Annotated in this window: 28 protein-coding genes; 12 read left to right on the top strand and 16 right to left on the bottom strand. The window is 68.1% G+C overall.

Annotated elements, in window-relative coordinates; all coding sequences use genetic code 11:
• Positions 1–42 precede the first annotated feature (42 nt).
• The gene (locus ACZ5ZX_RS27125) at positions 43–690 is read left to right on the top strand and encodes a metallophosphoesterase family protein (protein WP_465504790.1); all 648 of its coding nucleotides are present in this window, start codon (positions 43–45) and stop codon (positions 688–690) included.
• Complete coding sequence (locus tag ACZ5ZX_RS27120) at positions 687–1,526, top strand: chromosome partitioning protein ParB (protein WP_465504789.1); 840 nt, start codon at positions 687–689, stop codon at positions 1,524–1,526. The genes ACZ5ZX_RS27125 and ACZ5ZX_RS27120 overlap by 4 nt, the downstream gene beginning before the upstream one ends.
• A gap of 72 nt (positions 1,527–1,598) precedes the next feature.
• Here ACZ5ZX_RS27120 and ACZ5ZX_RS27115 read toward each other — a convergent pair whose 3' ends face one another.
• Positions 1,599–3,116 (bottom strand): MFS transporter, encoded by a 1,518-nt coding sequence (locus ACZ5ZX_RS27115; RefSeq protein ID WP_465504788.1) that lies wholly within the window; start codon positions 3,114–3,116, stop codon positions 1,599–1,601.
• Between the two features lie 121 nt (positions 3,117–3,237).
• Between ACZ5ZX_RS27115 and ACZ5ZX_RS27110 the strand changes: the two genes are divergently transcribed.
• Positions 3,238–3,915 carry a TetR/AcrR family transcriptional regulator gene (locus ACZ5ZX_RS27110; protein WP_465504787.1) on the top strand — a complete coding sequence of 226 codons (678 nt, stop codon included), beginning with the start codon at positions 3,238–3,240 and terminating at the stop codon, positions 3,913–3,915.
• 48 nt (positions 3,916–3,963) lie between these two features.
• Here the strand turns inward: ACZ5ZX_RS27110 and ACZ5ZX_RS27105 are convergent, their stop codons facing one another.
• Entirely contained in the window at positions 3,964–4,914 is a 951-nt protein-coding gene (locus ACZ5ZX_RS27105; RefSeq protein ID WP_465504786.1) for a hypothetical protein, read from the bottom strand.
• A 229-nt stretch (positions 4,915–5,143) separates the two neighbouring features.
• On the opposite strand from ACZ5ZX_RS27105, the gene ACZ5ZX_RS27100 reads away from it, so the two are divergent.
• Complete coding sequence (locus tag ACZ5ZX_RS27100) at positions 5,144–5,344, top strand: PspC domain-containing protein (protein WP_465504785.1); 201 nt, start codon at positions 5,144–5,146, stop codon at positions 5,342–5,344.
• A 7-nt stretch (positions 5,345–5,351) separates the two neighbouring features.
• Here ACZ5ZX_RS27100 and ACZ5ZX_RS27095 read toward each other — a convergent pair whose 3' ends face one another.
• From ACZ5ZX_RS27095 to ACZ5ZX_RS27060, 8 genes are all read right to left on the bottom strand, one after another.
• A complete protein-coding gene (locus ACZ5ZX_RS27095) occupies positions 5,352–6,113 on the bottom strand; it encodes an NPP1 family protein (RefSeq protein WP_465504784.1) in 762 nt (253 codons plus the stop codon).
• A gap of 163 nt (positions 6,114–6,276) precedes the next feature.
• Positions 6,277–7,458, bottom strand: coding sequence for an ABC transporter ATP-binding protein (locus tag ACZ5ZX_RS27090; protein WP_465504783.1), 1,182 nt, complete (start codon positions 7,456–7,458; stop codon positions 6,277–6,279).
• A gap of 3 nt (positions 7,459–7,461) precedes the next feature.
• Positions 7,462–8,304: a carbohydrate ABC transporter permease gene (locus tag ACZ5ZX_RS27085; protein WP_465504782.1), complete on the bottom strand. Its 843-nt coding sequence runs from the start codon at positions 8,302–8,304 to the stop codon at positions 7,462–7,464.
• Positions 8,304–9,254, bottom strand: a complete 951-nt coding sequence (locus tag ACZ5ZX_RS27080; protein WP_465504781.1) for a carbohydrate ABC transporter permease — start codon at positions 9,252–9,254, stop codon at positions 8,304–8,306. Before ACZ5ZX_RS27080 ends, ACZ5ZX_RS27085 begins: the two co-directional genes overlap by 1 nt.
• Positions 9,251–10,573 carry an ABC transporter substrate-binding protein gene (locus tag ACZ5ZX_RS27075; protein ID WP_465504780.1) on the bottom strand — a complete coding sequence of 441 codons (1,323 nt, stop codon included), beginning with the start codon at positions 10,571–10,573 and terminating at the stop codon, positions 9,251–9,253. Before ACZ5ZX_RS27075 ends, ACZ5ZX_RS27080 begins: the two co-directional genes overlap by 4 nt.
• Before the next feature lie 248 nt (positions 10,574–10,821).
• Positions 10,822–11,337 (bottom strand): YflT domain-containing protein, encoded by a 516-nt coding sequence (locus tag ACZ5ZX_RS27070; RefSeq protein WP_465504779.1) that lies wholly within the window; start codon positions 11,335–11,337, stop codon positions 10,822–10,824.
• A 131-nt stretch (positions 11,338–11,468) separates the two neighbouring features.
• Positions 11,469–12,056, bottom strand: a complete 588-nt coding sequence (locus ACZ5ZX_RS27065; protein WP_465504778.1) for an OmpA family protein — start codon at positions 12,054–12,056, stop codon at positions 11,469–11,471.
• Between the two features lie 473 nt (positions 12,057–12,529).
• Positions 12,530–13,726 carry an acyl-CoA dehydrogenase family protein gene (locus ACZ5ZX_RS27060; protein ID WP_410605431.1) on the bottom strand — a complete coding sequence of 399 codons (1,197 nt, stop codon included), beginning with the start codon at positions 13,724–13,726 and terminating at the stop codon, positions 12,530–12,532.
• A gap of 222 nt (positions 13,727–13,948) precedes the next feature.
• Here ACZ5ZX_RS27060 and ACZ5ZX_RS27055 point away from each other — a divergent pair, with 222 nt between their 5' ends.
• Both ACZ5ZX_RS27055 and ACZ5ZX_RS27050 read left to right on the top strand, forming a co-directional pair.
• Positions 13,949–14,305, top strand: a complete 357-nt coding sequence (locus ACZ5ZX_RS27055) for a DUF4190 domain-containing protein (RefSeq protein WP_465504777.1) — start codon at positions 13,949–13,951, stop codon at positions 14,303–14,305.
• Between the two features lie 49 nt (positions 14,306–14,354).
• A complete protein-coding gene (locus tag ACZ5ZX_RS27050) occupies positions 14,355–15,002 on the top strand; it encodes a DUF4190 domain-containing protein (protein ID WP_465504776.1) in 648 nt (215 codons plus the stop codon).
• A gap of 44 nt (positions 15,003–15,046) precedes the next feature.
• Here the strand turns inward: ACZ5ZX_RS27050 and ACZ5ZX_RS27045 are convergent, their stop codons facing one another.
• Positions 15,047–15,898 carry a slipin family protein gene (locus ACZ5ZX_RS27045; RefSeq protein WP_465504775.1) on the bottom strand — a complete coding sequence of 284 codons (852 nt, stop codon included), beginning with the start codon at positions 15,896–15,898 and terminating at the stop codon, positions 15,047–15,049.
• Positions 15,899–15,986: 88 nt separating this feature from the next.
• Here ACZ5ZX_RS27045 and ACZ5ZX_RS27040 point away from each other — a divergent pair, with 88 nt between their 5' ends.
• The 4 genes from ACZ5ZX_RS27040 to ACZ5ZX_RS27025 all read left to right on the top strand — a co-directional run bounded on the left by ACZ5ZX_RS27040 (position 15,987) and on the right by ACZ5ZX_RS27025 (position 20,067).
• Complete coding sequence (locus ACZ5ZX_RS27040; protein WP_465504774.1) at positions 15,987–16,898, top strand: aminoglycoside phosphotransferase family protein; 912 nt, start codon at positions 15,987–15,989, stop codon at positions 16,896–16,898.
• Positions 16,899–16,942: 44 nt separating this feature from the next.
• Positions 16,943–18,262, top strand: coding sequence for a magnesium transporter MgtE N-terminal domain-containing protein (locus tag ACZ5ZX_RS27035; RefSeq protein WP_465504773.1), 1,320 nt, complete (start codon positions 16,943–16,945; stop codon positions 18,260–18,262).
• A complete protein-coding gene (locus ACZ5ZX_RS27030) occupies positions 18,255–18,764 on the top strand; it encodes a DUF1003 domain-containing protein (protein ID WP_465504772.1) in 510 nt (169 codons plus the stop codon). The genes ACZ5ZX_RS27035 and ACZ5ZX_RS27030 overlap by 8 nt, the downstream gene beginning before the upstream one ends.
• Positions 18,765–18,921: 157 nt before the next feature.
• On the top strand, positions 18,922–20,067 hold the full coding sequence (locus ACZ5ZX_RS27025; protein WP_465504771.1) for an Mrp/NBP35 family ATP-binding protein: 1,146 nt from the start codon (positions 18,922–18,924) through the stop codon (positions 20,065–20,067).
• Positions 20,068–20,193: 126 nt separating this feature from the next.
• Here the strand turns inward: ACZ5ZX_RS27025 and tatB are convergent, their stop codons facing one another.
• Together tatB and ACZ5ZX_RS27015 are read right to left on the bottom strand one after the other, a co-directional pair.
• Positions 20,194–20,613 carry a Sec-independent protein translocase protein TatB gene (gene tatB, locus ACZ5ZX_RS27020; RefSeq protein WP_465504770.1) on the bottom strand — a complete coding sequence of 140 codons (420 nt, stop codon included), beginning with the start codon at positions 20,611–20,613 and terminating at the stop codon, positions 20,194–20,196.
• Positions 20,614–20,668: 55 nt separating this feature from the next.
• Positions 20,669–22,210, bottom strand: a complete 1,542-nt coding sequence (locus tag ACZ5ZX_RS27015) for a S1C family serine protease (protein WP_465504769.1) — start codon at positions 22,208–22,210, stop codon at positions 20,669–20,671.
• Between the two features lie 161 nt (positions 22,211–22,371).
• Between ACZ5ZX_RS27015 and ACZ5ZX_RS27010 the strand changes: the two genes are divergently transcribed.
• Complete coding sequence (locus ACZ5ZX_RS27010) at positions 22,372–23,043, top strand: LppU/SCO3897 family protein (protein WP_465504768.1); 672 nt, start codon at positions 22,372–22,374, stop codon at positions 23,041–23,043.
• Between the two features lie 9 nt (positions 23,044–23,052).
• Here ACZ5ZX_RS27010 and ACZ5ZX_RS27005 read toward each other — a convergent pair whose 3' ends face one another.
• Together ACZ5ZX_RS27005 and sigE are read right to left on the bottom strand one after the other, a co-directional pair.
• Positions 23,053–23,763: an anti-sigma factor family protein gene (locus tag ACZ5ZX_RS27005; RefSeq protein ID WP_465504767.1), complete on the bottom strand. Its 711-nt coding sequence runs from the start codon at positions 23,761–23,763 to the stop codon at positions 23,053–23,055.
• Positions 23,760–24,359: an RNA polymerase sigma factor SigE gene (gene sigE, locus ACZ5ZX_RS27000; protein WP_016331450.1), complete on the bottom strand. Its 600-nt coding sequence runs from the start codon at positions 24,357–24,359 to the stop codon at positions 23,760–23,762. Before sigE ends, ACZ5ZX_RS27005 begins: the two co-directional genes overlap by 4 nt.
• Positions 24,360–24,557: 198 nt before the next feature.
• On the opposite strand from sigE, the gene ACZ5ZX_RS26995 reads away from it, so the two are divergent.
• Positions 24,558–25,211: an O-methyltransferase gene (locus tag ACZ5ZX_RS26995; RefSeq protein WP_465504766.1), complete on the top strand. Its 654-nt coding sequence runs from the start codon at positions 24,558–24,560 to the stop codon at positions 25,209–25,211.
• Positions 25,212–25,224: 13 nt separating this feature from the next.
• Here the strand turns inward: ACZ5ZX_RS26995 and ACZ5ZX_RS26990 are convergent, their stop codons facing one another.
• Positions 25,225–26,484 carry an MFS transporter gene (locus tag ACZ5ZX_RS26990; protein ID WP_465504938.1) on the bottom strand — a complete coding sequence of 420 codons (1,260 nt, stop codon included), beginning with the start codon at positions 26,482–26,484 and terminating at the stop codon, positions 25,225–25,227.
• Positions 26,485–26,535 lie beyond the last annotated feature (51 nt).

Raw genomic sequence — 26,535 nt, 5'->3', positions numbered from 1 at the left:
CGCACGGCACCAAATAACGCGCCCGGCATTACGCTGGGGCGTATGAAGGCGCTGGTCGTCGCGGACGAGGTCGAAGAGCGGTTGTGGACCTCCGCTGTCCACAACCACCCGGCCGACCTCGTCATCGGCGCCGGCGACCTGCCGTACGACTATCTGGAGTTCCTGGCGAGCGCGCTCGACGTGCCGTGCGTGTTCGTCCCTGGCAACCACGATCCCGATCTGTCGGGCTACACCCGTTATGGCGGACTGTCCATGAAGGACGGTTTTCCCGCGGAGTGGCCGGGCCCGGCGGGTGGGGTGAACGCGGACGGCCGGATCGTCGACGTCGGCGGGCTCCGGGTCGCCGGGCTGGGCGGTTCGGTCCGCTACAACGACGGCCCGAACCAGTGGACGCAACGCCAGCAGGCGCGGCGTGCGCGGCGGCTCGTGCGCCGGGCGCGCTTCCGGCGTTGGCGGGACGGACGGGAGGTCGACATCCTGCTGACCCACGCGCCGCCGCGGCACTGCGGTGACCGCGAGGATCCACCGCACCGCGGCTTCGACTGTCTCCATCGCACGATCGAGTTGCTGCGGCCGAAATGGTTGCTGCACGGGCATATCCACCCGCACGGCGAACCCGTGCCGGACCGGGTGGTCGGCGAAACCACGGTACGCAACGTGGTCGGGCACCGGATCATGGAGTTCTTATGAAGGACACCGGTTTTCCCCGGGCGGACGCGGAACACGACTTCCTCCGCGCACGACGGCGACAGGTCCTGTCCCGGCTGGCGACCTGGCTGCGCCGCGAGCCCGACGACGTCAACATCATGCTGCCGTTCAACGAGGTGGTCGACGCGCTCGGCTATCTCGGCGAGCGGAGGATCGGGTCGCGGGTGATCCGGCTCGATTCGATCGTCGGCAGCGTCGACCGCGGCCGCGATTTCGACCGCCGCTTCCGCCCGACGTCCGGCCGCGTCCGCGAACGCTGGGAACGACTGGCGCTCGCGACCAGACGCGGCGAGTCGATCCCGCCGATCGAGGTGTACCGCGTCGGCGAACTGCATTTCATCATCGACGGACATCACCGCGTTTCGGTGGCACACGCGATGGGACTGTCCACAATAGAGGCGATGATCACCGAGGTGCGGACCAAACTGGACCCGAGCGGGATCCGGTACCGCGGCGACCTGATCGTGAAGGACTATCGGCGGCTGTTCCTGGAGCGCGTCCCGCTTTCCGGGCACGCGCGGGCTTCGGTGGTGTTCACGGATCCGTGGGATTACGCGCGGCTCGGTGAACACGTGGAGGCGTGGGGTTTCCGGCTGATGCAGGACGAAGGCCGCTACTCGGATCGCGCGACGTTGGCGCAGCGGTGGTTCGACGAGGAGTACGTGCCGGTGGTGGCGATGCTGCGGCAGGCCGACATGATCGGCTCGCGCACGGACGCCGAGGCGTATCTGTGGGTGGCGTGCGAACGGTACCGGCTGATCCGGACGCACCGATGGGACGACGAGGTCTTCGAAGCCGTGCGGTCACAGTCCCGCTGACGCGCTCCGCGCGTGCCATGAAAGGTCCTTTCCTTGCAAATTTTGCAAGGAAAGGACCTTTCATGGCATCCCCTACATGTGCACCGCGACCGGAGCCTCAGCCCCCTCGGGAGCCTTCGCCGGGGCACCGGACCGCAGCAGCAGCCCGCAGATCACCGCCCCCGCGACGAAGATCCACCCGCCCCACACGAAAGCGGTCGTGTAGCTGTGCACCGCCGCTTCGGCCGCTAGCTGCGGCGAAGGCGTCTTACCGACCAGGAACGACGTCGCGGCGTTCCCGGCGAGCGTGCTCAGCAGCGCGGTCCCGATCGAGCCCCCGACCTGCTGCGCGGTGTTGACCGCGGCCGACGCGACACCGGCGTCGTGCGTGTCGACGCCGAAGGTCGCGACGCTCATCGCGGGCGCCATGGCGAGGCCGATACCGACGCCCATGACCATCAGCGGGAAGAGCACGCCGCTGGCGTACGTGCTGGTGGTGTCGATGGCCGAGAGCCAGAACAGGCCCAGTCCGGCGATCAGCATTCCCAGTGACACCAACGGTTTCGCGCCGAACTTCGGCAGGAGCACGGCCGTCGCCGACGTCGCGCTGGCCATCAGGGTGGCGACCATCGGCAGGAACGCGACCCCGCTCTGCACCGGCGTGAACCGGAGGTTCAGCTGGATGTAGAAGGTGAGGAACAGGAAGATCGAGAACATCCCGATGGCGAGCAGGAACATCGCGAGGTACGAGCCGCCGCGGTCACGGTCGAGCAGGACGCGCAACGGCAGCAGCGGATGCGCGGCCCGTTGCTGGATCACGACGAACGCGGCGAGCAGCGCGACACCGACGGCGAGGAAACCCCAGACCGAGATCGAGGACCACGAGTCACGCTCGGCGTTCGCGAAGCCGTAGACCAGCGCGAACAGGCCGGCCGACGCGGTGATCGTGCCCGGGATGTCGAGCTTCGGACGCGGGCCTTCGCTTTCGGCGTTCTTCAGCAGCACGGCCGCACCGGCGAACGCGATCACCGCGAAGATGATGTTGACGTACATCGACCAGCGCCAGTCGAGGTATTCGGTCAGCACGCCGCCGAGCAGCAGGCCGATCGCCGCGCCGCCACCCCCGATCGCGCCGAAGACGCCGAAGGCCTTACCGCGTTCCTTCGGGTCGGTGAAGGTCGTGGTGAGCAGCGAGAGGGCCGCCGGGGCGAGAAGAGCGCCGAAGGCACCCTGCGCGGCGCGGGCGACGAGCAGCATTTCGATGCTGGTGGCGGCGCCGCCGATCGCCGAGACGATGGCGAAGCCGGCAAGGCCGACCAGGAAGGCGCGTTTGCGGCCGAAGAGGTCCGCGAGCCGCCCGCCCAGCAGGAGCAGGCTGCCGAACGCGAGCGCGTAAGCGGTGACGACCCATTGCCGGGCGTCGTTCGAGAAGCCGAGGTCTTGCTGCGCGGACGGGAGCGCGATGTTCACGACGGTGGCGTCGAGCACCACCATCAGCTGGGCGAGACCGATCACGACCAGGATCAGCCATCTCCTGGCGTGGTGCGGGTTGGGGTGCTGCGTGGCCGCGTCCCCCGGCGGCGTGGCGACAGCGGTGGATGACTCAGGCATACGGGCGGTTTCCTCACCGATAGTGACGAAGAAGCTATGTGGAGTAGGTATCTCCCCTTTCCCTGCCAACGTACCCGAAAAGCGGAGAAGCGTCCTCTACTTTGTTTGTTAAGCTGGCCCCATGGCTCGGGACCTCGCTCCCGCCGCACCGGCGCGGCCGCTGCGGCGCGACGCTGAACTCAATCGGCAGCGCATCATCGCGGCGGCACGTGACGTCTTCGGCGAGCGCGGGCTCGAAGCGACGCTGGACGACGTCGCGCATCACGCGGGCGTCGGCGTCGGCACCGTCTATCGCCGGTTCCCCAGCAAGGAACACCTGGTCGAGGCCATGTTCGTCGACCAGTTCGAGACGATCCGCCAGTTCGCCGAAGAAGCGCTTCGCGCCGAAGACCCCTGGGAGGGCTTCGTCGGCTTCACCTGGCGCGCGGCCGAACTGCACGCCGGCGACCGCGGATTACGGGAAGTCATGCTGTCGAACGTCTTCGGCCACGAGCGCGTCGCCGAGGCGAAGGCACGCATGGTGCCGTTGATCACACAACTCGTCGAGCGCGCTCAGTCGGCGGGCGCCCTCCGCGCGGACTTCGTGCCGACGGACATACCGCTGCTGCACCAGATGATCGGCTCGGTCATCGAGTTCACGCACGGTATCCAGCCGGACCTGTGGCGCCGCTGCCTCGCGATGCTGCTGGACGGCCTGCGCGCCGAACCCGGTCGCGCCACCCCGCTGCCGCATCCTCCGCTGGACGCCGAGGCGCTGGACGAAGCGATGTGCTCCTTCCGGCTGCCCAAGCTCCGCTGATCCCCCGCGTTTAGTCCGCTGAACGCGGTCCTTGCGCGCGTCGGAGGGCTACGGGAGCTTCGGGAACACCGCCACCGCGGCCTCCCGCGCCGCCGCGCAGGTCGCTCCCCCGGCGTCGCCGGTGGCGTCAGCGTCATCAGAGCCGTCGACGCCGACCACCGAGAGCGTCGCCTGCTCGACCCGGTCCGGGGTGCCCGGGATCGGCCGGTGCGTGGTCACCTGACAGAACGCGCCCGACGTGGTGACCTGGACCTGCCGCCCGCCCAGCGCCTCCGTCGCGCCCGGCGTGGTGTCCGCGTCCACCGACAGCGAGACGCTGACCTTGCCGCGGATGCAGTTGTGCCCGGACAGCGCCGGGGCGGGTTTGCTCTCCGCTCCGGCGGAGGCGTCGAGTTCGTGCTGGTCGAGCAGGGCACATGGGGCGACTCGGCCCCACGAACGCTGGTCGAGGTTCAGCCGCCCGACCTTGCGCGCGGCGATCACCCCCGCCGCACTCCCCACCGTCGCGTCGGCGATCCGGCAGCGGTTCGCCTGGTCGGCCGCGTCCACGTTGTCGGAGGTGACGATGATGGACAGCCGGATCCCGTCGGCGAAGGTCAGCAGCCGCGTGCAGGTGGTGTTCTCGTTGAACGTCGATTGCTGGACGCTGACACCCTCCGGCAGCGATCCGCCGTATTCGTAGGGCTGATTGTTCGGGTCCTGCCCGGCGCCGACCGGGCCGGTGGTGACGGTGTAGCGATTGGCGCCCTCGACGAATTCCAGGCGGCAGAACTCGAAAGAGGTCAGCGGCGGTTTGACCGCGTTTCCGCCGCCGATCACTTTTCGCTGGTCGACGAGGCTGCAGTAATCGAGCGACGAGTATTCCCCGAGCGCCTCGGAGGCGGTCAGGGCTTCGTCGCGGTCCGTAGTCGGCGGCGGCGTGGTCGCGGATTCCGGTGTGGCACAGGCCGCGGCGAGGAACAAGCCACAGATGACTGCGATCAGGCTCTTCGAGGGCACCGGAGCAGTATCGTCAAAAGATCCGGGAACGCCAGCCCTTACGGGCGAAGAACACAGGGTCTTCGTCGTTTTCCCAGGTGGATGCTTTACCGCGATTTCACGCCCTTAGGGGTGCGTTTCGTCCCCCGGTGGGATGCGGCCGGACGGCCGCGAGACGAAAATGGGTTTCACGCACCGGATCGGATCCACCGATTCCGAACCCACCGTGACGATCGAGAGGGACGAACCCGTGAGCCAGCCCGTAGCCACCCGCCTCACCCGCCCGCGCCAGGGCCGCATGATCGGCGGCGTCTGCGCCGGTATCGCCAAACGCTTCGGCACCACGCCGGGCAAGGTCCGCCTGCTCGCCGTGCTGTCCTGCCTGCTGCCCGGTCCGCAGTTCATCGTCTATCTCGTGCTCTGGCTCGCCCTTCCCGAGTCCGAGTACTGATCCGGCCTCAGCCGTTGGGGTCGAACGGGATCCCACTCGGCTTGGCCTTGGCCAGATTGTTCGCGAACGAACCGTCCTTGATCGCCAGGCTCGCGCTGCCGAAATCGGCGCGGACGAGGATGTCACGGATTCCGGGCGGGAACCGGTCCCAGCTGACGAGATCCGGATACTGCCAAGCGCCGTAGTGGTTCTCCGGCGGTTCGGTCGCGCTCGCGATGCGGAAGCAGTGGGTGCTCGCACCGTCCTTGTGATAGACGATCTTCGGGTGCGTTCCCTCCCAGGAGACCTTGGAGCGGTCGTAAGTGGAGTAGTTGCCGTGCGCGGACGTCGAGACGTACCGGGCTTGGCCTTCGCTGACCCAGACGACGACGTGTTCGATGTCGTGCCGGTGCCCGCAACAGTCGATGCCCGGGACGGCCTGGTCCTTTTCGAAGTAGAGGTCGTACAGGTACGCGCACCAGCCGTTGTTGCACTTCGACCGCGCGTAGGAGTTGGTGTTGTCGAGGTCTGATCGGTCGCGGCACTGACCGTTGAGTGCGCCGGAGTTCTTGAGCCCGGGAGCCAGCGCGCCGGTCGGCGAGATGGCGGGCGTCGGATAGCAGCCGTCGGTGTCGTAATCGAACGCGGGCTGCCAGGTGCTGTCGGCCTCCGTCGCGTTCGTCGGCAAGGCCTGTGGGGGGTCGGCCCAGGCGACGGCCGGGGCGAGCGTGGTGAGGAGAACCGCTCCGATGAGGCCCTGCAGGAGACGGCGTGGCAGCTTCTTCGTCAAGACAGGCGCCCTTCGCTCAGTTGCGGTGTTCCGCGCGTCGGGCTGAGGGTCTCGGATCGGCCGGTGATCGTAAACCGCCGAAGGTGGGGAAGTTACGTGAAGGCCCCCTTCCCTCGGCTGAGCCGAGGGAAGGGGGCCTTCACGCGCTTCCGGGTGAGGCGAGTTATTCGGTGTAGGTCAGGTTCTTGCCGCTGGACCCGTCGAAGAGCTTGATCTTGTCCGCGTCGAACCAGAGCTCGACATTCTGGTTCTCCGCGGCCGAAGACGACGCGGAGAGCCGGGCCACGATCTGCGACTCGGCACCCGGGACGTCCGCGGAGCCGCTGTCGGCGGCGAGATCCGCGAGGTCGGCCGACGACGCGACCTCCCCCTCGACCGAGAAGTGCGCGAACTTCTCCGAACCCATCGACTCGAGGACGTCGACGTGGGCGGTGAACGTCGCCCCGCCCTCGCGAGCGGAAGCTTCGATCAGCGCGGCGTCCTCGAAATGCTCGGGCCGGATGCCGACGATGACCTCGCGCGGCGCGTCGGCGGCCTCGGCCAGCCGTCGCACCCGGTCGGTGAGCGGGATGTCGCCCAGCGCGCTGCGCGCGATGCCGTTCTCCAGCGTCGCCGGCACGAAGTTCATCGACGGGCTGCCGATGAACCCGGCCACGAACAGGTTCGCCGGGTTGTCGTAGAGGAACTGCGGCGACCCGATCTGCTGTACGTAACCCGCCCGCAGCACGACGACCCGGTCGCCGAGGGTCATCGCCTCGGTCTGGTCGTGCGTGACGTAGAGCGTCGTCGTGCCCAGTTGCTTCTGGATCTTCGACACCGAGGTCCGCATCTGACCGCGCAGCTTCGCGTCCAGATTGGACAGTGGCTCGTCCATCAGGAACGCCTTGGGGTTACGGACGATCGCGCGTCCCATCGCGACCCGCTGCCGCTGCCCACCGGAGAGGTTCGCCGGTTTGCGGTCCAGATGCCCGGTCAGGTCGAGGATCTGCGCGGCTTCTTCGACCTTCGCCCGCACGATCTTGTCGTCGACCTTGGCCAGCCGCAGCGGGAACGCCATGTTCTCCCGCACGCTCATATGCGGATAGAGGGCGTAGGACTGGAACACCATCGCGATGTCACGGTCCTTCGGCGCCCGTTCGTTGACGCGCTCGCCGTCGATCCGCAGCTCGCCGGAGGAGATGTCCTCCAGCCCGGCGACCATGTTCAGTGTGGTCGACTTCCCGCAGCCGGACGGCCCGACCAGGATGATGAACTCACCGTCGGCGATCGTGATGTCCACTTCGGACACCGCGAGGGCGCCGTCCGGGTACTTCTTCGACACCTTCTCGAGAACAATTTCAGCCATGGGTCAGCCCTTCACCGCACCGGACGTCAGCCCCGCCACGATGCGACGCTGGAAGAACAACACGAACAAGATGATCGGGACGGTGATCACCACGGCGGCCGCGGAGATCGTCCCGGTGGGGTCTTCGAACTGCGAGGACCCCGTGAAGAACGACAACGCCGCCGGGACCGTACGCGAGGACTCGGTCGAGGTCAGCGAGATCGCGAACAGGAAGTCGTTCCAGCAGAAGATGAACACCAGGATCGCGGTGGTGAACACCCCTGGCGCCGCCAAGGGCGCGATCACCTTCCGGAACGCCTGCCCCGGGGTCGCGCCGTCCATCTTCGCCGCCTTCTCCAGCTCCCACGGGATTTCGCGGAAGAACGCGGAAAGCGTGTAGATCGACAGCGGCAGCGCGAACGTGATGTACGGCAGGATCAACCCCGGCCAGGTGTCGAACAGCCCCAGCTCACGTTCGATGTTGAACAACGGCGTCACCAGCGACACCTGCGGGAACATCGCGATCAGCAGCGACATCCCCACCAGCAGCTGCTTTCCGGGGAAGTCCAGCCGCGCGATCGCGTACGCCGCCATCGTGCCGAGGACGACCGCGATCACCGTCGCGATGATCGCGATCCCGATCGAGTTCACCAGCGCCCGGATGAACTCCGTGGTCGCGAAGATGTCCGCGTAGTTCTGCCACGTCCACTCCGACGGGATGAAGTTCCCGTCGTCCAAGGTCTCCTTGGTCTTGAACGAAAGCGAAATCACCCACAGCACCGGGAACAGCGCGAACACCAGGACCAGGATGTCGACAAGGCCCCACTTGAGTTTGCGGCCGGAAGTGACCGCTCCACCCATCACCATCAGCGCTTACCCCCATTGTCACTGCCGGGTGCGGCCGTGCCGAACACCTTGATGAAGATGAACGCGATGATCGCCACCGTGAGGAAGATCAGCACCGCCATCGTCGACCCGATCCCGAGGTTCAAGCCCTTGACCAGGTTGTTGTAGGTCTGCATCGAGACCGACGACGTGTCCTGCGCGCCATTGGTGAGCACGAAGATGTTGTCGAAGATGCGGAACGCGTCCAGGGTGCGGAACAACAGCGCCACCAGGATCGCGGGCTTCATCACCGGCAGCATCACCTTGGTGAACCGCTGCCACGCCGTCGCGCCGTCCATCGCCGCCGCCTTCAGCAGATCGTCCGGCACCAGCGCCAGCCCCGCCATCAGCAGCAACGCCATGAACGGCGTCGTCTTCCACACCTCGGCCAGCACGATGATGGCCAGCGACGGCCAGTACTGGGTCAACGGCGCACTGTCCGGGAAGAACAGATTGGCGAGGTAGCCCGTGTCCGGCGTCCAGGCGTAGTACCAGGAGAACGCCGCGGCCACGGTCACGATGCCGTACGGGATCAGGGCGACCGTCCGCACGAGGCCCCGGCCGACCAGCGTCCGGTGCATGATCAGCGCGAGACCCATCCCGAGGACGAGCTCGATCGCGACCGAAACGACGGTCAAGCCCATCGTCGTCCCGAACGCGGTCCACCAGTATTCGTTGGACAGCACCGAGATGTAGTTCTCGAGGCCGACGAACTCCTGCCGTGCCGGGAACCGGAGGTCGTAGCGCTGCAGGGAAAGCCAGATCGAGTAGACGATCGGGTACCCGGTGACGGCGATCATCACGAACGCCGCCGGAGCGCACAGCCAGAGCCCGAGCCTGCGCTCGGCCTTCTTTCCTTCGCTGAGCACGGGTTTGGTCTTCTTGCCCGGCTCGGCCTTGGTCGCCGAACCGGCGGTTTCCTGCACGGTCACGGGATCACTCCCTTCGACTGGAGCGCTTCGGCGAGCAGCTCCCGCAGCTTCTCCGCCGTCTTCCGCGGATCGATTTCAGAAGGCGGGGAAAGCACCTTCGACAACACGGTCGAAGCGTTCTGGTACGCCGGGGTCAAGGGGCGCACCGCGGCGTCCTTGAGCGCGTCCAGGATCGTCTCCCGCATCGGATACTTCGTGTCCATGCTCGGGTTGTCGTCGCCGACGGCCGCGGTCGGGTCGAGCGGGGCCGTGTCGGTGTAGAGCGATTCGAGCGTCGGCGGGACACCGTCCTTGAGCGCGGAGAACTTCTGGTTCTTCTCGTTGCGCAGGCACAGCGCGACTTCGTAGGCCTCGGCCTTGTGCTTCGAGGCCGAGCTGACCGCCAGGTTGTAGCCACCGATCGTGGTCTTGGCGGGCTTGCCCGCTTCGAGCTCCGGGTAGGTGGTCCACTTGAAGTGCTGCAGGTCGTTCTTCTTCTCCTTGGCGTAGGAGGCGTAGACGAACGGCCAGTTCAGCTCGAAGGCGGCGTTTCCGCGCTGGAACGACTGGCGGACCTCGTCCTCCTTCGAGTTGGTCAGCGACGCGTCGGTGATCCCGGCCGTGGTGACCTTCTTGAGCATCTCGAGCGCCTTGACCGCGCCCTCGTCCATCACGACCGCTTTGCCGTCGTCGGAAAGGATCTTGCCGCCCGCCGACTCGACGAGGGTGTTGTAGATGACGACGAGGCCTTCGTACTGCGCGCCGGTGAACACGACGTTCGCCGGTTTGCCCTGTGCCTTGAGCGCCTGGGCCTGCTGGATCATCTCGTCCCAGGTCTTCGGCGGATTCGGCGTCAGCCTGTCGTCGTACCAGAGCAGCTGGACGTTGGTGTTCTTGGTCGCCGCGTAGAGCTTTCCGTTCCACGTGGCGGTTTCGAGCGGCCCCGGCAGGACACCGGCGGTCGCCTCGGCTTTCGCCGCCCCAGTCCATTCGTCGACCCAGCCCGCTTCGGCGAACTCGGAGACCCAGGTGACGTCCAACCCCAGTACGTCGAGCGAATCATCCCCAGCCGCCAGTCGGCGGACCATCTGCTCCCGCTGGCCGTCGGCCGGTCGCGGGAGTTTGTTGTAGACGACCTCGTAGCGCCCGCCCGAGGCCTTGGTGCAATCGTCCACAACGGACTGGAAGTTGTCTTCGGGCGCGTAGTAGACATTGATCTTGAGCCCGGCCGGTGCCCCGCAGCCCGCCAACAGGCCCGCCGTCAGCGCTGTCGCGCCGAGCAGCGCGCCGGCGCGGCCCGGTGAGCGGCCCCTCCGGCTCGCGCTCATCCTCTTCCCCATGAGGGCCTCCCTCACCCGCGCGCACGCCCGGGATGTGGCGGCACTAGGACGCGTTGAAGAAGCCGCGCGCCAGCACCCCGACGTGCTAGTGCTCGGGCGGGCACGCTGGAGTACGCGACCGCCCGACTGGTGTTGTGCAACCTATTCCGGGCGATCACCGCCCGCAAGCAGTATCGGTAACGATTCAGCGGATCGCGCGGCGAACAGGTGAATCAGTACCGCCGAATGTCAGTGGTCCGGCTCCAGGGTCACCTGGTGGAACGGCCGCCCAACGCGAGCTGGGCGAGGAGTTCGCGGCCGCGTTCGGCCGAACGCGGCTGGCAGAGCACGTCGTAGCGACCGGCGACCAGCTGGCTCGCGGAGGAGAAGTCGCGGCGGGACATGCTGTAACTGATGGCCGCGAAGACCGTCCACGCCAGCACGCCGAGCACGACCCCGCCGATCATGGGCTGCCAGGCGAAGCCCTGGTTGTTGAACATGCCCAGCAGCAACCCGATGATCAGGCCGAACCACGCGCCCGACACCGCGCCGGTGCCCAGCACCCGGCCCCAGCTCAGCCTGCCGACGACGCGCTCCACGAGCATCAGGTCGACTCCGACGATGGTCACGTCGGAGACCCCGAACTCCTTCTCCGCGAGGAATCCGACGGCTTGCTGAGCTTCGCCGTACGTCGCGTAGGAGCCGATCGGCCAGCCGGAAGGCGGTGTCGGCAGCCTGGGCAACCCACCCGCGGCCCCGCCACCTCCGCCAAAGGGAGCACTCACGTAATCACCTCTCGCCCGTCCCGGTCCATCTTCTCAAGGACGGGCGCGAGGCGCGAACCAGCTGTCCGGGCGAGAGAAGGCCCCTCCGGACGGGTGTGACGTCCGAAGGGGGCCGGGCATGGGTGGCGAGGCTACTGAGCGGCCTTGACCTCCACGGTCATGGCCTTGGTGTCGTCGCCGTCGACCCCTTCGCTGCCTTTCGCTTCGGCCTTGACCCGGTCGGCCGCGAGCCCGCCGTCGGCGAGTGCCTTGCTGACCGCGTCCGCCCGCTTCTGCGACAGCTCGGTCGCCTTGGCGGCGTCGGGGTAACCCGCGTGCGTGTCGACCGCGACCTTGACCGCCGGCACCGCGGCCGCGGCTTCGGCGACCTTCTTGAGCGTCGCCTTCGCCTCGTCGGTCAGCTCGGCGCTCTGCGGCGAGAACCGCACCGGCGAGGCCTTGAGGACCTCGTCGAGTTTGGTCTGCAGTCCCTGTACGGCCGCGGCGTCCGGCTGCCCGTTCTGGCCGTCACCGTTCTGGCCGTTCTGACCGTCGCCGTTCTTGCCGTCGCCGTTCTGGGCCCCGTCGCCCGGCATGCCGTTCTGGCCGGACGCCGCGGAACTCACCGCGGACGATGCCGCCGCGGCGCCATTGTCCTTGTTGTCGTCGCCGCATCCGGCGACGGTCAGAATCGCGAAAGCCGCGAGAGCGATTCCACTGATCCTTGTCCGTCGAGTCACTTTCCCTCCTCCGTGAGCACGTTCAGCCGGAACGTACGCCGGACGCGAGGGCGGCGAAAATCGGGAAAAGGCGCAGGACAAGGCGATGAAGACCGGGAAATGTCACCCGGGGTATCCCGGTCCGGCTTCATCCCGGTTCAAACCCCACGATCAGTTCGTCACCACGGCGCGAATGACACCTTGGGTGAACAAAAGCACGCGAGCGCGCTGCATCGACCCCGGAAATCTTGAATGATTCTTCGCCGGTCCGGGTTACCCCAGCCGAGGGGCTATTGAGGGGTAAGGCAAATGTGGCGTGATCGGCTCGCTGTCTGGCGGCAGGCGAGGACCTGCCCGTTGAGGCGGGGCGTCGCGCGACTGTCCACAAGGGACACCTTTCGGAGACTCGGCGCCCGATTGATGACGTTATGCGCGGTTCCGCGTGGGGTCGTGAGTGGCAAATAGGGTTAGAACCCTCATTGCCACTCACGACCCTAACTCCGGCTCTTGTACTCCCGCAGCAGGCCCCGGCTGATGATGGTCTTCTGGATCTCGCTGGTGCCCTCGCCGATGAGCAGGAACGGCGCCTCGCGCATCAGGCGCTCGATCTCGTATTCCTTCGAATAGCCGTAGCCGCCGTGGATGCGGAACGAATCCTGGGTGACCTCGGCGCAGTATTCGCTCGCGATCAGCTTCGCCATACCCGCTTCGACGTCGTTGCGTTCGCCGGAGTCCTTGAGCCGGGCGGCGTTGACCATCATCAGATGCGCGGCCTCGACCTTGGTGGCCATCTCCGCGAGTTTGAACGCCACCGCCTGGTGTTCGGCGATCGCCTTGCCGAAGGTCTTGCGCTGCTGGGCGTACTCCACCGCCAGTTCGAACGCGCGGATCGCGATCCCGCAGGCCCGCGCGGCGACGTTGACCCGGCCGACCTCGACACCGTCCATCATGTACGCGAAGCCCTTGCCCGGGGCCTCGCCGAGGACCTTGTCCGCGCCGATCTTGAAGCCGTCGAACACGGCTTCGGTGGTGTCGACGCCCTTGTACCCCATCTTGTCGATCTTGCCGGGGATGGTGAGGCCGGGTGCGACCTCGCCGAAGCCCTCGGGCTTTTCGACCAGGAACGTGGTCAGGTTCTGGTGAGCCTTCTCGGCACCCTCGTCGGTCTTGACGAGCAGCGCGATCAGGTTGGAGCTGCCGCCGTTGGTCAGCCACATCTTCGAGCCGTCGATGACGTAGCCGTCATCGGTCTTGCGGGCGCGGGTCTTGATCGCGGCGACGTCGGAACCGAGATCCGGCTCGGACATCGAGAAGGAACCGCGGACCTCACCGGTCGCCATGCGCGGCAGGAAGTGCTGCTTCTGCTCCGGCGTCCCGTGCCGGGAGATCATGTGCGCGACGATGAAGTGCGTGTTGATGACGCCCGAGACGCTCATCCAGCCGCGCGCGATCTCCTCGACCACGAGCGCGTAGGTCAGCAGCGATTCACCGAGGCCGCCGTACTCCTCCGGGATGGTGAGCCCGAACAGGCCCATCTCCTTCATCCCCTCGACGATGTCGGTGGGGTAGGTGTCGGAGTGCTCGAGCTCCTGCGCGCGCGGGATGACCTCCTTGTCCACGAACTGGCGGACCGTGGCCAGGATTTCGGACTGCACGTCGGTCAAGCCGGCGGTCTGGGCGAGGCGAGCCATCGCTGCTCCCTAAAATTCGCGCGCACCGGGCTCCCGGCGCTGGGTTACCGGTGAGTATGACGCCTGGCCGGGGACCTCGCTATGAGCGCAGTCACGCGTCCGCCATCCGTGGCCATGGCAGCGCCGCGAAGCGCGGGGCTTTCCGCTGAACAGGAAACGCCCGCGCGCTTCCGGACGTCTGTTCCCCTGACGGTACGGTCCGGAGCCGACGAGGGGACCCGCATGACGAATCCGCACGACCCGTATGGGCAGCAGCAGCCCTACGGTCTCCAGCCGTATCAGCCTCCGCAGCAGTACTACGGGCAGCCCTACGGCGCACTGCGGCCGCCGGACCAGGGCATGGCGGTGGCCTCGCTGGTGTGCTCGCTGATCGGGCTGGTCATGTGCTTCCCGGCGATACTGGGGATCGTCTTCGGGCACATCGCGCTGTCGAAGGCCAAGCGCGGCGAAGCGGGCGGCCAGGGTCTGGCGCAGGCCGGGATGGTCGTCGGCTACGTGGTCACCGCGCTGTGGCTGATCCCGGTCATCCTGTGGTTCGTTTTCGTGGTGCTGGCGATCGGTGCCGCGGGCGTCTCGTGAGCCGTTCCCGGATACGGTGGTGTCCCGCACGAACCAGGGGGCCAACCGGATGAGCAGTTCCGACTCGCAGGACACTCCGTCGACGAACGACTCGACGTCGTCCTACACCGACTCGACCACGTTCTCGGATCCGACTTCCGCGTCCGAAACGGTGTCGAACCCGTCGGCCGCGGAACCACAGCGGTTCCAGCCGCCCGCGCCCTTCGAGCCGCCCCCGCCGTTCGAGCCGCCCGCCCCGTTCGAGGCCAAGCCCGCCGAAGAACCGCCTCCCGCTCCGCCGGAGCCGTACGCGCAGGCCATCGACCCGCTGACCGCCGAACCTGTCCAGCCCACCTTCGCGGCTCCGGACACTTCAGCGCCGGTGTACGCACCTGTGCCGCAGTACGCACCCGTGCCGCAGCCGATGGTCTCTTACCCGCCGTACAACCCGTACGCGGCGTCGATGCCCCGCCGCTCGCAGGACAACGGGATGGCGATCGCCGGACTGGTGTGCTCGCTCGTCGGGATCTGCTCGCTCGTGACCGTGATCGTCGGGCTGATCCTGGGGCACATCGGGCTGGCGAAGGCGAACCGCGGCGAGGCGGGCGGGCGGGGCATGGCGCTCGCGGCGGTGATCATCGCTTACGTCGTCATCGCGCTGTACTCGGGCTTCTTCGGCACTTTGATCATCCTCGGCATGAACGGCAAGCTGGATTAGCTCTCTGACCTGTGGAAAGAGAGCAGGGGACCTTTGCTATCGCCTCAGGGGCGCGGTGCCGCGTCGTCCGGTTCGCGAGGCGCAGGCGCGACCTGACCATTGGCTTCTGAAGCCGCTGAAGCCTCTGAAGGCGGCGTCTCCCGCTTCGGCGTGTTCGCGTCGAGGAAGCGCAGCAGTTCCACCGGGAACGGCAGGACCAGGGTCGAGTTCTTTTCCGCCGAGACCTGCACGACCGTCTCCAGCAAGCGCAACTGCAGCGCGGCCGGGGTGTCGGCCATGGTCGCGGCCGCCTGCGAGAGCTTGTACGACGCCTGCAGTTCCCCGTCGGCCGAGATGACCCGCGCACGCCGTTCGCGTTCGGCTTCGGCTTGGCGTGACATCGAGCGTTTCATCGACTCCGGCAGCGCGACGTCCTTGATCTCGACCCGGTCGATGTGGATGCCCCAGTCCAGCGCCGGGCTGTCGATCATCAGCTCCAGGCCCTCGTTGAGCCGCTCTCGGTTGGACAGCAGATCGTCCAGATCGCTCTTGCCGATGATGGACCGCAACGAGGTCTGCGCGACCTGCCCGACGGCCGAGCGGTAGTCCTGCACGTTCACCGCGGCCAGCACCGGATCGATCACCTTGAAGTACACGACCGCGTCCACCCGCACGGTGACGTTGTCGCGGGTGATGCCGTCCTGCGCGGGGATCGGCATCGTGACGATCTGCATGTTGACCTTCTGCAGTCTGTCCGCGAACGGCACCAGCATCGCGAGCCCCGGCTGCCGGATGTCCGGGCGCACCCGCCCGAACCGGTACACGAGACCGCGCTCGTACTGTTTCACCACCCGAAGGCCGGCCGCGAGCCACGCACCGCCCGCGACGGCGACCGCACTGAGAATCTCCACCACCATGGCTGCTCCCGGGGTTGTTCTCGCTCTTCACGGTACGCCCGGCAGGTCACGGAAGAAACAGGCTGGACAGGCCTGCCAAGGTGAGATCGTGACCGGTTTCAAGATCCCGCCCAAGTTCCTCGACCGCGCCGCCGGACTCGGCCCCGGAGCCGCGGAATGGCTCGACTCCCTGCCCTTCCTCGCCGAGAAGTACACCCGCAAATGGAATCTCGGCTACGACGGCGCGGCCATGCACGGCTTCGTCGGCGTCGCCCAGCCCGTCCGCCGGTCCGACGGCAGCCCCGCGATCCTCAAACTCGGCTGGCCGCACGAGGAATCCGACGACGAACCGCTCGCACTGTCCACATGGGCCGGTCAGGGCGCCGTGCTGATGTACGACAACGTTCCCGAGGACGGCGTCCTGCTGCTGGAGCGGCTCGACGCCACCCGCTCACTCGAAACCGAGCCGATCCAGGAGGCCGTCGAGACCGTCGGCGCACTCGCGCGGCGGCTGGCCGTCCCGGCCCCGGAAGCGCTGCGGCGGTCCCTTCGCGAAGAAGCCGAAGAGCTGGCAAGCGAACTCGCGGAGACCTGGAGCGATCTCGGCGAGCCGTTCGACCGGAAGTACATCGACGCGGCGGTGGAACTCTGCGTGAACCTCGGGCCGGACGCCGGTGAGCTGATGGTGAACGAGGACCTGCACTTCGAGAACGTCCTGGCGGGCGAACGCGAGCCGTGGCTGGTGATCGACCCCAAACCACTCTCGGGTGACCTCGAGTTCGGCGCGATCTCGATCCTCTGGAACCGGGCGGGCGAGTCCACAATGGACGACAAGATCCGCTGGTTCACCGCGGCGGCGGGGGTGGACGCCGAACGAACGCGCGCGTGGACGCTCGTCCGCGCGGTGCAGAACTGGATCTGGCTGCACGAAGACCTCGCCGAGGGCACGCCGCCCGAGAGCATCGCCGAAGATCCGGCCTACGCCACCGTCCCGGAGATCGCCGCGTGGGCATTGCGATGATCACACGAATCGTCCCCCGGCCCGGGAGCCGATAACCTTCGGATATGGCAGCCGTGAACAGGGTATTCGCAGCTCAGCTGGCCGGTTTGCCGGTTTTCGGACCCGATGGCGAATCGATCGGCAAGGTGCGGGATCTGGTGGCGGGCCTCCGGCTCGACCAGCAGCCGCCGCGGATCCTGGGCATCGTGGTCGAGCTGACGACGCGGCGGCGCGTGTTCGTGCCGATGTTGCGGGTGACCTCGATCGAGCCCACCGCGATCACGCTGGCCACCGGGTCGGTCAACATGCGCCGGTTCCATCAGCGGCCCAACGAGGTCCTCGTGGTCGGGCAGCTGTTCGACGCGCACGCCACGCTCGCGGGCTCGGACACTCGCGTCACCGTCGTCGACGCAGCCATGGAGCCGACGCGGACCCGGGACTGGGTGCTCGCGAAACTCGCAATCCGCGAGCGGTCGAGCAGGCTCGGTCTCGGCAGGCGCCGCGCGCCGATGCAGGTGCTGCCGTGGGCGGAGGTGTCCGGACTGGGGCTCACCGACCTGACCGGCCAGACCCAGGGCGCGGCGCAGCTGCTGATGCTGTTCGACACCATGCGCGCGGCGGACGTCGCCGCCACCGTCCGGGATCTGCCGCTGAAACGGCGACATGAGGTCGCCGACGCGATGGACGACGAGCACCTCGCCGACGTCATCGAGGAACTCCCCGAGGACGACCAGAAGGAATTGCTGGGTTACCTCGCCGAGGAACGGGCTGCCGACATCCTCGAAGCGATGGACCCCGACGACGCCGCCGACCTGCTGGCCGAACTGGCGCCCGCCGAGCAGAGCCGGTTCCTGGAGCTGATGGAACCCGAGGAGTCCGCGCCGGTGAAACGGCTGCTGGAGTACTCCTCCGACACCGCGGGCGGGTTGATGACGCCCGAACCGGTGGTGCTGACGCCGGACGCCACGGTCGCGGAGGCGCTCGCGCATATCCGCAACGCCGACCTGCCGGTGGCACTGGCGAGCATGGTGTTCGTCTGCCGTCCGCCGACTGAGACGCCGACAGGGCGCTTCGTCGGCGTCGTCCACTTCCAGCGGCTGCTTCGCGAACCGCCCGCGGAGATGGTGGCGAGCACGGTGGACACCCAGCTGCCCGCGCTGCGGCCGAACGCCACCTTGGCCGAAGTCACCCGCTACTTCGCCGCGTACAACCTCACCTGCGGTCCGGTGGTGGACACGGAGGACCATCTGCTCGGCGCGGTCACCGTCGACGACGTGCTCGACCACCTGCTCCCGGAAGGCTGGCGTGAGACCGGCCTGCACGACAGCACCGGCGAGACCACCGAAGAGACCACTGCGGAGACCGAGGAGGCCGAACGTGCCTGAACTGACGTCCGGGCGGCGGCTGGACCAGCCCCGCGGTCAAGGCCGGTTCAGGCTGAACATGGACCCGGACACCTTCGGCAGGCTCACCGAACGGGTCGCGCGGTTCCTCGGCACCGGCAAGTACCTGTTCTGGCAGACCCTGACCGTCATCGTCTGGATCGCGCTGAACATGACGGCGGTCTCGCTGCAGTGGGACCCGTACCCGTTCATCCTGCTGAACCTGGCGTTCTCGACGCAGGCCGCCTACGCCGCGCCGCTCATCCTGCTGGCGCAGAACCGGCAGGACGACCGCGACCGCGTCTCCCTGGAGGAGGACCGGAACCGGGCCGAGCAGACCAAGGCGGACACCGAATACCTCGCGCGGGAGCTGGCCTCGCTGCGGATCGCGCTCGGCGAGGTCGCCACCCGCGACTTCCTGCGGGGCGAACTCGACCGCCTCCGGGAGGATCTTGACGCCAAGCCGCGCAAGGCCAAACCCGACCGTGCCCCTACCGGTACTTGATCTTTGCGGATGTGCCCCCATCCGCGATCCCATCGCCAGGGCGCACGCTGGTCAAACAGGTGACTTCTCGCCCCAGGGCGCCCAGCCGCTGTGATCCCGGGGCCTTCGGCCAGGGCGGGTTCGTCCAGCTCCGCCTACCGGTACGTAACATGGAGGTGTGACCAGTACGCAGCAACTCCCCAGCGTCGACGATGTCCGCACCGCGCTGAAGGCCGTGTACGACCCGGAGATCAAGAAACCGATCACCGACCTCGGCATGGTCAAGGGCGTGGAGGTGGGCTCGGACGGTGTGGTCACCGTCGGGATCTACCTGACGGTCGCCGGCTGCCCGTTGAAGGCGACGCTGACCAAGGACACGACCGACGCCGTCGCGAAGCTCCCCGGCGTCAACGACGTCCGGGTCGAGCTCGACGTGATGAACGACGAGCAACGCACGGAACTGCGAAAATCGCTGCGCGGTGACGCCACGGAACCGGTGATCCCGTTCGCGCAGCCGGGTTCGCTGACGCGGGTCTACTGTGTCGCGTCCGGCAAAGGCGGCGTCGGCAAGTCGTCGGTGACGGTGAACCTCGCGGCGGCGATGGCCGAGCGCGGGCTTTCCGTCGGCGTGGTCGACGCGGACATCTACGGCCACTCGGTGCCGCGGATGCTCGGCACACACGAGAAGCCGACCAAGGTCGACACCATGATCATGCCGCCGCAGGCGCACGGCGTGAAGGTCATCTCGATCGGCATGTTCACCCCGGGCAACACGCCGGTCGTGTGGCGCGGGCCGATGTTGCACCGCGCGCTGCAGCAGTTCCTCGCCGACGTGTTCTGGGGCGATCTGGACATCCTGCTGCTGGACCTGCCGCCGGGCACCGGCGACATCGCGATCTCAGTGGCGCAGCTGATCCCGAACGCGGAGATCCTGGTCGTCACCACCCCGCAGCAGGCGGCCGCCGAGGTGGCCGAACGCGCGGGCGCGATCGCGCTGCAGACGCGGCAGCGGATCGCGGGCGTCATCGAGAACATGTCGTGGCTCGAAACGCCCGACGGCGGGCGGATGGAGATCTTCGGCTCCGGTGGCGGGCAGTCCGTCGCCGACTCGCTGTCGAAGTCAGTCGGCTCACCCGTGCCACTGCTCGGCCAGGTGCCGATGGACCCGCGCGTGGTGACCCACGGCGACGCGGGGACGCCGATCGTGCTCGCGGAGCCGGACGCCCCGGCGGCGCTCGTGCTCAAGGAGACGGCGAAGAAGCTCACCGTCCGGGCACGCGGGCTGGCCGGGATGATGCTGAACGTCACTCCTGCGGGCCGCTGACCTCCGCGGGCGGCCCCAGCGGATGTTATGAACGGGACTTTCATTGCAAATTTTGCAATGAAAGTCCCGTTCATAACACTTGTGGAGGAGGCGACGACCGCATCCAGAGGGCTAAATGCCTCAGGGTCAGGTGGCGTCGGGGTCGACCGGCGGGCGCTCCCCCGGCTTCAGCGGCTCGGGTTGCGCGGTGGTCGCAGGGTAGCCGTTGGGCTTCGAAGCCCCGTTGGTCCCGTTCGAACCGTTGGTGCCGTTGACATCCTTGAGCCCCAGCGGATCCGGGTCACCGTCGAACAGATGCTGGGTGACGACCCGCTTCGGGTCGAAGTTCCGCAGGCCTCGCAGATCCTCCAGCGGCTTCCGCAACTGGTCGAACTCCGGGCCCATCTCCTCACGCAGTTGCGTCTTGGCCCCGGTCGCGAAATCACGGACCTTGCGGACACTCTTGGCCAGCCACGACGCCGCTTCGGGCAGCCGTTCCGGACCGAGGATGAAAAGACCCGCGACGACGATGATGAGGATCTCGCCCCAGCCGACACTCTCGAACACCTGTGTGAACCTCCGCCTCGGCGTCTTCCCCGTTCAGGGTACCCGGCCGGACCGGCTAGTCCGAGGCCAGTTTCACGTCCACCACGAGTGACGACCCATCCCGGACAAGCCGGACAGGGACCACTTCGCCGACCTCGCGCGCGCGGACCGCGACGAGCAGCTCCGCCGAGTCGCGGACGAGCCGTCCGCCGACCTCGGTGATCACGTCGCCCTCCTTGATCCCGGCCGCCGCGGCCGGGCCGCCGGGGGCGACGTTGCGGACCTGGGCGCCCATGGTGTTGGACCCCGCGACGGTCGACGAAGCGTTGATGCCGATGTCGGGATGGACGACCTTTCCGTCCCTGATCAGTGTTTTCGCGATCTTCACCGCGTAGTCGCTCGGGATCGCGAAGCCGATGCCGATGCTGCCGCCCTCGGCGCTGGACGAGCGGATCGCCGAATTGATCCCGACCAGCGCACCGGTCGCGTCGACGAGCGCGCCGCCCGAGTTGCCGTGGTTGATCGCGGCGTCGGTCTGGATGGCCTCGTAGATGACCGGCGCGCTGCCGCCGTCGCCCCCCGCGGTCACCGGGCGGTTGAGCGCGCTCACGATGCCGGCGGTGACCGAGTTCTGCAGCGCCAGCGGCGAACCGACGGCGATCACCGAATCGCCGACGGCCAGGTCGGATGACTTCCCGACCTGCAGTGCCGTCAGGTTCTCGACGTTGACCTTCACCACGGCCAGGTCGGTCTTCGGATCGGAACCCACGACCTTCGCCTCGACGCGTTTGCCGTCGACGAAGACGGCGGTGATCTTGGTGGCCGAGTCGGCCGTCGCGGCCGAGATGACGTGTTCGTTCGTGAGCACGTAGCCCTGGGTGTCGATGACGACGCCGGAGCCCTGCTGACCGGCGTCGGCGCCGGGTTTGAACACCTCGAGCGAGACCACCGCGGGCGCCACCCGGTGGGCGATGTCCGCGATCGAGCCAGCCGGCCGCTCTTTGGCGGCGTCGGCCTCGGAAATACTGGCCTCACCGGTCAATTCGGTGCCGGTGTCGGCGAACCACCAGCCGATCAGCCCGCCGGCGGCGCCGATGACCAGCGCGACGGCCGCGAGCATCGCCAGCGCCTTCGTCTGCACCCGCCGCCCGAAGAGGACTTCCGGCAGGCTCAACAGCGCGCCTTGCGGGCGCTTCGCGTCATTCTCCTCCTCCGAGTCCGCCTGCACGGCGGGACCGGCGAGTACCGCGCCGGAGGTGGGGTCACGCCACGGATCCGACGTAGTGGTCCAGAGCGGGCCTTCAGCGCCGTTTCCGGACGGTTCAGAGCCATTGGACCCGTGCGGCCGCTCCAGCACGACACCTTCGGCGCCCGGTGGGCGGCGGAAGGCCTCGGCGAGCGATTCCGGGGTGGGCGGCGCCAGGTTCAGGCCCGGCGTGGCCTGCCCGTTCGTTCCGGGCTGATACAGCTTGTCGAAGGCGCCGTCGACGCCGTGCGGCCTGCCGAACGTGGCCGCCTGTGCCGGATCGACGGCGGGCCGGGCCAGCGGGCGCGGCGCCAGCCGATCCCCCGCCGGGTCACCAGGCTGCTGCGGATTCGCGTTCGGCTGCTCGGTCATCATTCCCCGGGGCTGAGATCTGGTTGGCCGGACGCGAGAGTACGCCAAGCCTCGCCCTTGATTCTGCCGTGACCACGGTGAAGTGCGCGTTGATTCCGCCTCGACGGTCATAAATGTGACACTTGAGGCAACCATGTCGCACCTCTGGCAGTCTAACGGGCATGTCGGAGCATCACGGGGGACAATTCCCGCCTCAGCAGCAGTGGCCGCAGCAGCCGTACCCGCCGCAGCAGCAGCCTCAGCAGCACTGGCCCCAGCAGCCTCAGCAAGGGTGGCCGCAGCGACCGCCCAAGAAGGGCCTGTCCACCAAGGTGAAGGTGCTGTTGCTCGTCGCCGCGGTCGTGGTGGTCGGCGGCCTCGCCGGGCTGCTCATCGTGGCGAAGGCGGCCGCGGGACCCGAGAAGCAGGCGGGAAAGCTGGAAGTCGGCGATTGCGTCGTCCTGACCGGCGCGGGCAAAGAGGCCGACGCGGTGAAGACGCCGTGCAACACGCCCAACACCCCGTACATGGTCAGCGTCGTCGGCGTGAACAAAGGGGACTGGAACTGCTCGGAAGGTTTCTACCGAGTGGCGATCCCGACGCCGATGCGCGGGGAAGGCGTCGCGTTGTGCCTCGGTATCAACGGCCAGATCGGAGCCTGCTTCGACGACATCGAGAGCAAGACGCCGCCGAAACTTCTCGAGTGCGGCAAGGCGCGGCTGAAGGTGCTGACCACCGCGCCCGCGAACGCGCTGGGCACGGGCTGCCCGGACAACACCGAGAAGACGCTGACCTACATGGGCTACATGGATCCACGGTTCAAATCGGTGACGATCTGTTTCGGCAAGCCCTGAAGAAGCAGATCAGCGGGCCGACACGGGCACGGGTGCGGTCGACGTGCTCGGGGTCGGCGAGGGGCTGCGCGGCGGTTCGGATCGGCCGCCGCCCAGTTGCGCGGGCAGCAGTCCGGCGTTGACGCCTTGCGGCGGGACGAGACCGGTGTTCGGCTGGTCTTCGCTGCCGTCACCCGAGGTCGCGACCAGGGCGAGGGCGCTCAGCACCAGACCGGAAACGACGACTCCGGCGCCCTGCGCGTACTTGCGCCGGGCGAGGCCGAACCGGCCGCCGCCGAGGACGTTCGGCGACTGGCCCAGTGGCGCCGTTGATCCCAACGGCGCTGTGCCCCCCAAAACCCCACTGCCTCCCAAAACCCCTTTGCCGCCCAGCACTCCGGTGTCGCGCAGGCCGGCGACCCTGTCGGGCCGCTGGATGGCCACCAGCTGACCGTCGGCGGTCATCGCCAGATTGTCCGGCGCGCTGGGAAGTTCGGTGTTCTGCGGGATGGAGCACAGGCTCGCCAGGAAACCCGCCGACATGGACGGAGCTCCTGCCTGCTTCACGGCGTTGACGGCCTGCCGCTGCGCCGCGACCTCGGCCGCGCACGACTGACAGCGGGCGATATGCGCCGACGCCCTGTCCTGGGCGCCGAGGGACAGCTCGCCGTCGACGAAGGCGACGATGGCGTCCGGAAGCAGATGCGACTCGGGGAGTCCCCAACCTCGCGGTGCGGTCATACCCCCACCTTCGCAGACTCCTGCGCCGCGGCGCGACGACGCTCCAGGGAAGCGCGAAGCGCCTGGCGGCCACGGTGGATCCGGCTGCGCACGGTGCCGAGCTTGACACCGAGAGTGGCGCCGATCTCCTCGTACGAGAGGCCTTCGACGTCGCACAGCACGACCGCGGCACGGAACTCGGGCGGCAACTCGTCGAGCGCGGCCTGCAGGTCCGGGTCGAGGTGCGTGTCCGAGTAGACCTGCTCGGGGCTCGGGTCGTCACCGACGATGCGGTCGGTGTCCTCGGGGAGGCCTTCCATCCGCACGCGCGAGCGGCGGCGGGCCATGTCGAGGAAGAGGTTCGTGGTGATGCGGTGCAGCCAGCCTTCGAACGTGCCGGGCTTGTAGGACGCGAGGGAGCGGAAGACCCGGATGAAGGTCTCCTGCGTCAGGTCCTCGGCGTCGTGGGCGTTACCGGTCAGGCGGTACGCCAGCCGGTACACGCGGTCGGCGTGCTCACGCACCACCTCGTCCCACGACGGCGGCGTCCATGCGGCCTCGTCCACGGTCACCGGTGTGACCTGGTCCGCGTGCTGGTCCTGCATCGTTTCCTGCATCGGGGAAGTAGGCACCTCCATCAGCGTCTCTCCCAACTACTCCACCCAACGCGGGCGATGTGCACGGTGTTCCCGTTGTCGAGGACCAGTCTGTCCGGCCTGCTTATGTTTCTAGTGAGACTGGACTGAGAGGAGGCTGAGAAGTCGGTACCAGGGAGTCTTCGCTCTTTTGTCGATAAGCAGCGCTAACCTCCGCGTGTGAATTCCGGGACGCATGCGGGCTCGCCTGCCGAGACCGCCGACGTCGGCCTCATCGTCGATGGGTACCACCCCGACGACGAGGTACTGGCCACCGCGCGGGCGCGGTCGGCCGATCTGGGGTGCGGTCCGCTGAGCGCGGGCGCCGGAGCGACCTTGCGTTTCCTCGCCACGACGCTGCGCGCGAAGGCCGTCGTCGAGGTCGGGACCGGGGCTGGGGTGAGCGGGTTGTGCCTGCTCAGGGGCATGGTCGACGACGGGATCCTGACCTCGATCGACATCGAACCGGAGTACCACCGGGCGGCGAGGGCGGCGTTCCGCGAGGCGGGCTATCCGCCGGGGCGGACCCGGCTGATCATGGGCCGCGCGCTCGACGTCCTGCCCCGGCTCACCCCCGGCGGCTACGACCTGGTGTTCGTCGACTCGGCCCCGATCGAGTACCCGAGTTGCTACGAGAAGGCCGTCGCACTGCTTCGGCCCGGCGGGATACTGGCGTTCCACAACGTCTCGGGCACCAGGGTGACGGATCCCTCACGGCGCGATCCGGACACGCTGGCGCTGCGCGAGGTCGCGCGGGCCTTCCGGGAGGACGAGCGGCTGGTTCCGGCGCTGTTGCCGGTGGGCGGCGGGCTGCTGGTCGCCGCGATCGCGTAGCAGGGGACCTTTGCTATCGCCGGGGGCTGAAGGACGCTTTACCCGCATCAGACGCGGTGAAGGACGCTTTCACCGCGTGCGATGCGGGGAAAGGCCCCTTCAGCCGCGTCCCGGCCACCACGGCCACCGCGGCGAGGGCCAGCCAGCAGGCGGTGAGGGCGATCAGCCAGGTCCAGCCCGCGTGCCCGTAGACGGTCGCCCCGGCGGCACCGCCGACGCTGCTGCCGAGGTAGTACGAAAGCGTGTAGAGCCCGCCGACCTGGCCGCGGGCGTTCTCGGGCGCCTCCGCGGCGGCCCAGCCGTTGGCGACGGCGTGCGCGGCGAAGAAGGCACCGGTCAGCACGACGAATCCGGCGATGACGAGCGGCAGCGAATCGGGCAGCGTCAGCGCCGCTCCGGCGATCGTGAGCAGCAAAGCGCCCGCGAGCGACCGGCGACGTCCGAAGCGGCCGACGAGCTTGCCCGCGGTCGCCGACGAGACCGAGCCCATCGCGTAGGCGAGGAAGACCAGCGACGCGATCGCGGATGAGAGGTCCAGCGGCTCGCCGGTCAGCCGGAATCCGGCGGCGTTGTAGAGCGCGACGAACGAGCCCATCGCCAGGAGCGCGACGGCGTACTGGACCAGGAGGACCGGCCTGCGAACGGCCGCGCCGAGCCCCACCAGAACCGCCCTGCCCTGCTCGCGCAGCACCTCTGACCTGCGACGATCTCCCGAAGTGATAGCAAAGGTCCCTTGCTCCCCCGGCGGCAGGGCCAGCACCGTGACCACCGTGCAGACCAGCCCGATCACCGCGACGACGATCAGCGCGCCGTGGTAGCCGAAGGGACCGGCCGTGAACCCCGCCGCGAGCCTGCCGACCATCCCGCCGACTGTGTTCCCGGCGATCATCGCGCCCACGGCCGCCGCCAGCCCGGCCTTGCCGAGCCGTTCCGCGAGGTAGGCCGCGGCCACTCCGGGGAACCCCGCGATGGCGACCCCTTGCAGCGCCCGCAGCACGAGCAGCGCCGGATAGCTGGGCGCCAGCGGAAGCAGGAAACCGAACACGACCGAAGCGACCACCGAGGCGATGATCACCGGACGCCGCCCCACGACCTCGGAAAGTGCCGCGATCGGCAGCACGGCGATCGCGAGCGCGCCGGTCGCGACGCTCACCGCCAGCGAAGCGCCGCCGGGATCGAGGTGGTACTGCTCGGCCAGCTGCGGCAGCACCGGCTGCGGCGCGTAGAGCAGGGCGAACGACGAGATCCCGGCCGCGGCGACGGCGATCGTCACGCGGCGTGTGGTTCCGGTTGCAGGCACGTTCTCGAAGCTAAGCCGCGCTAA

Source organism: Amycolatopsis sp. NPDC033938, from assembly GCF_055575975.1.
This window is presented reverse-complemented; position numbering and strand designations above follow the sequence as displayed.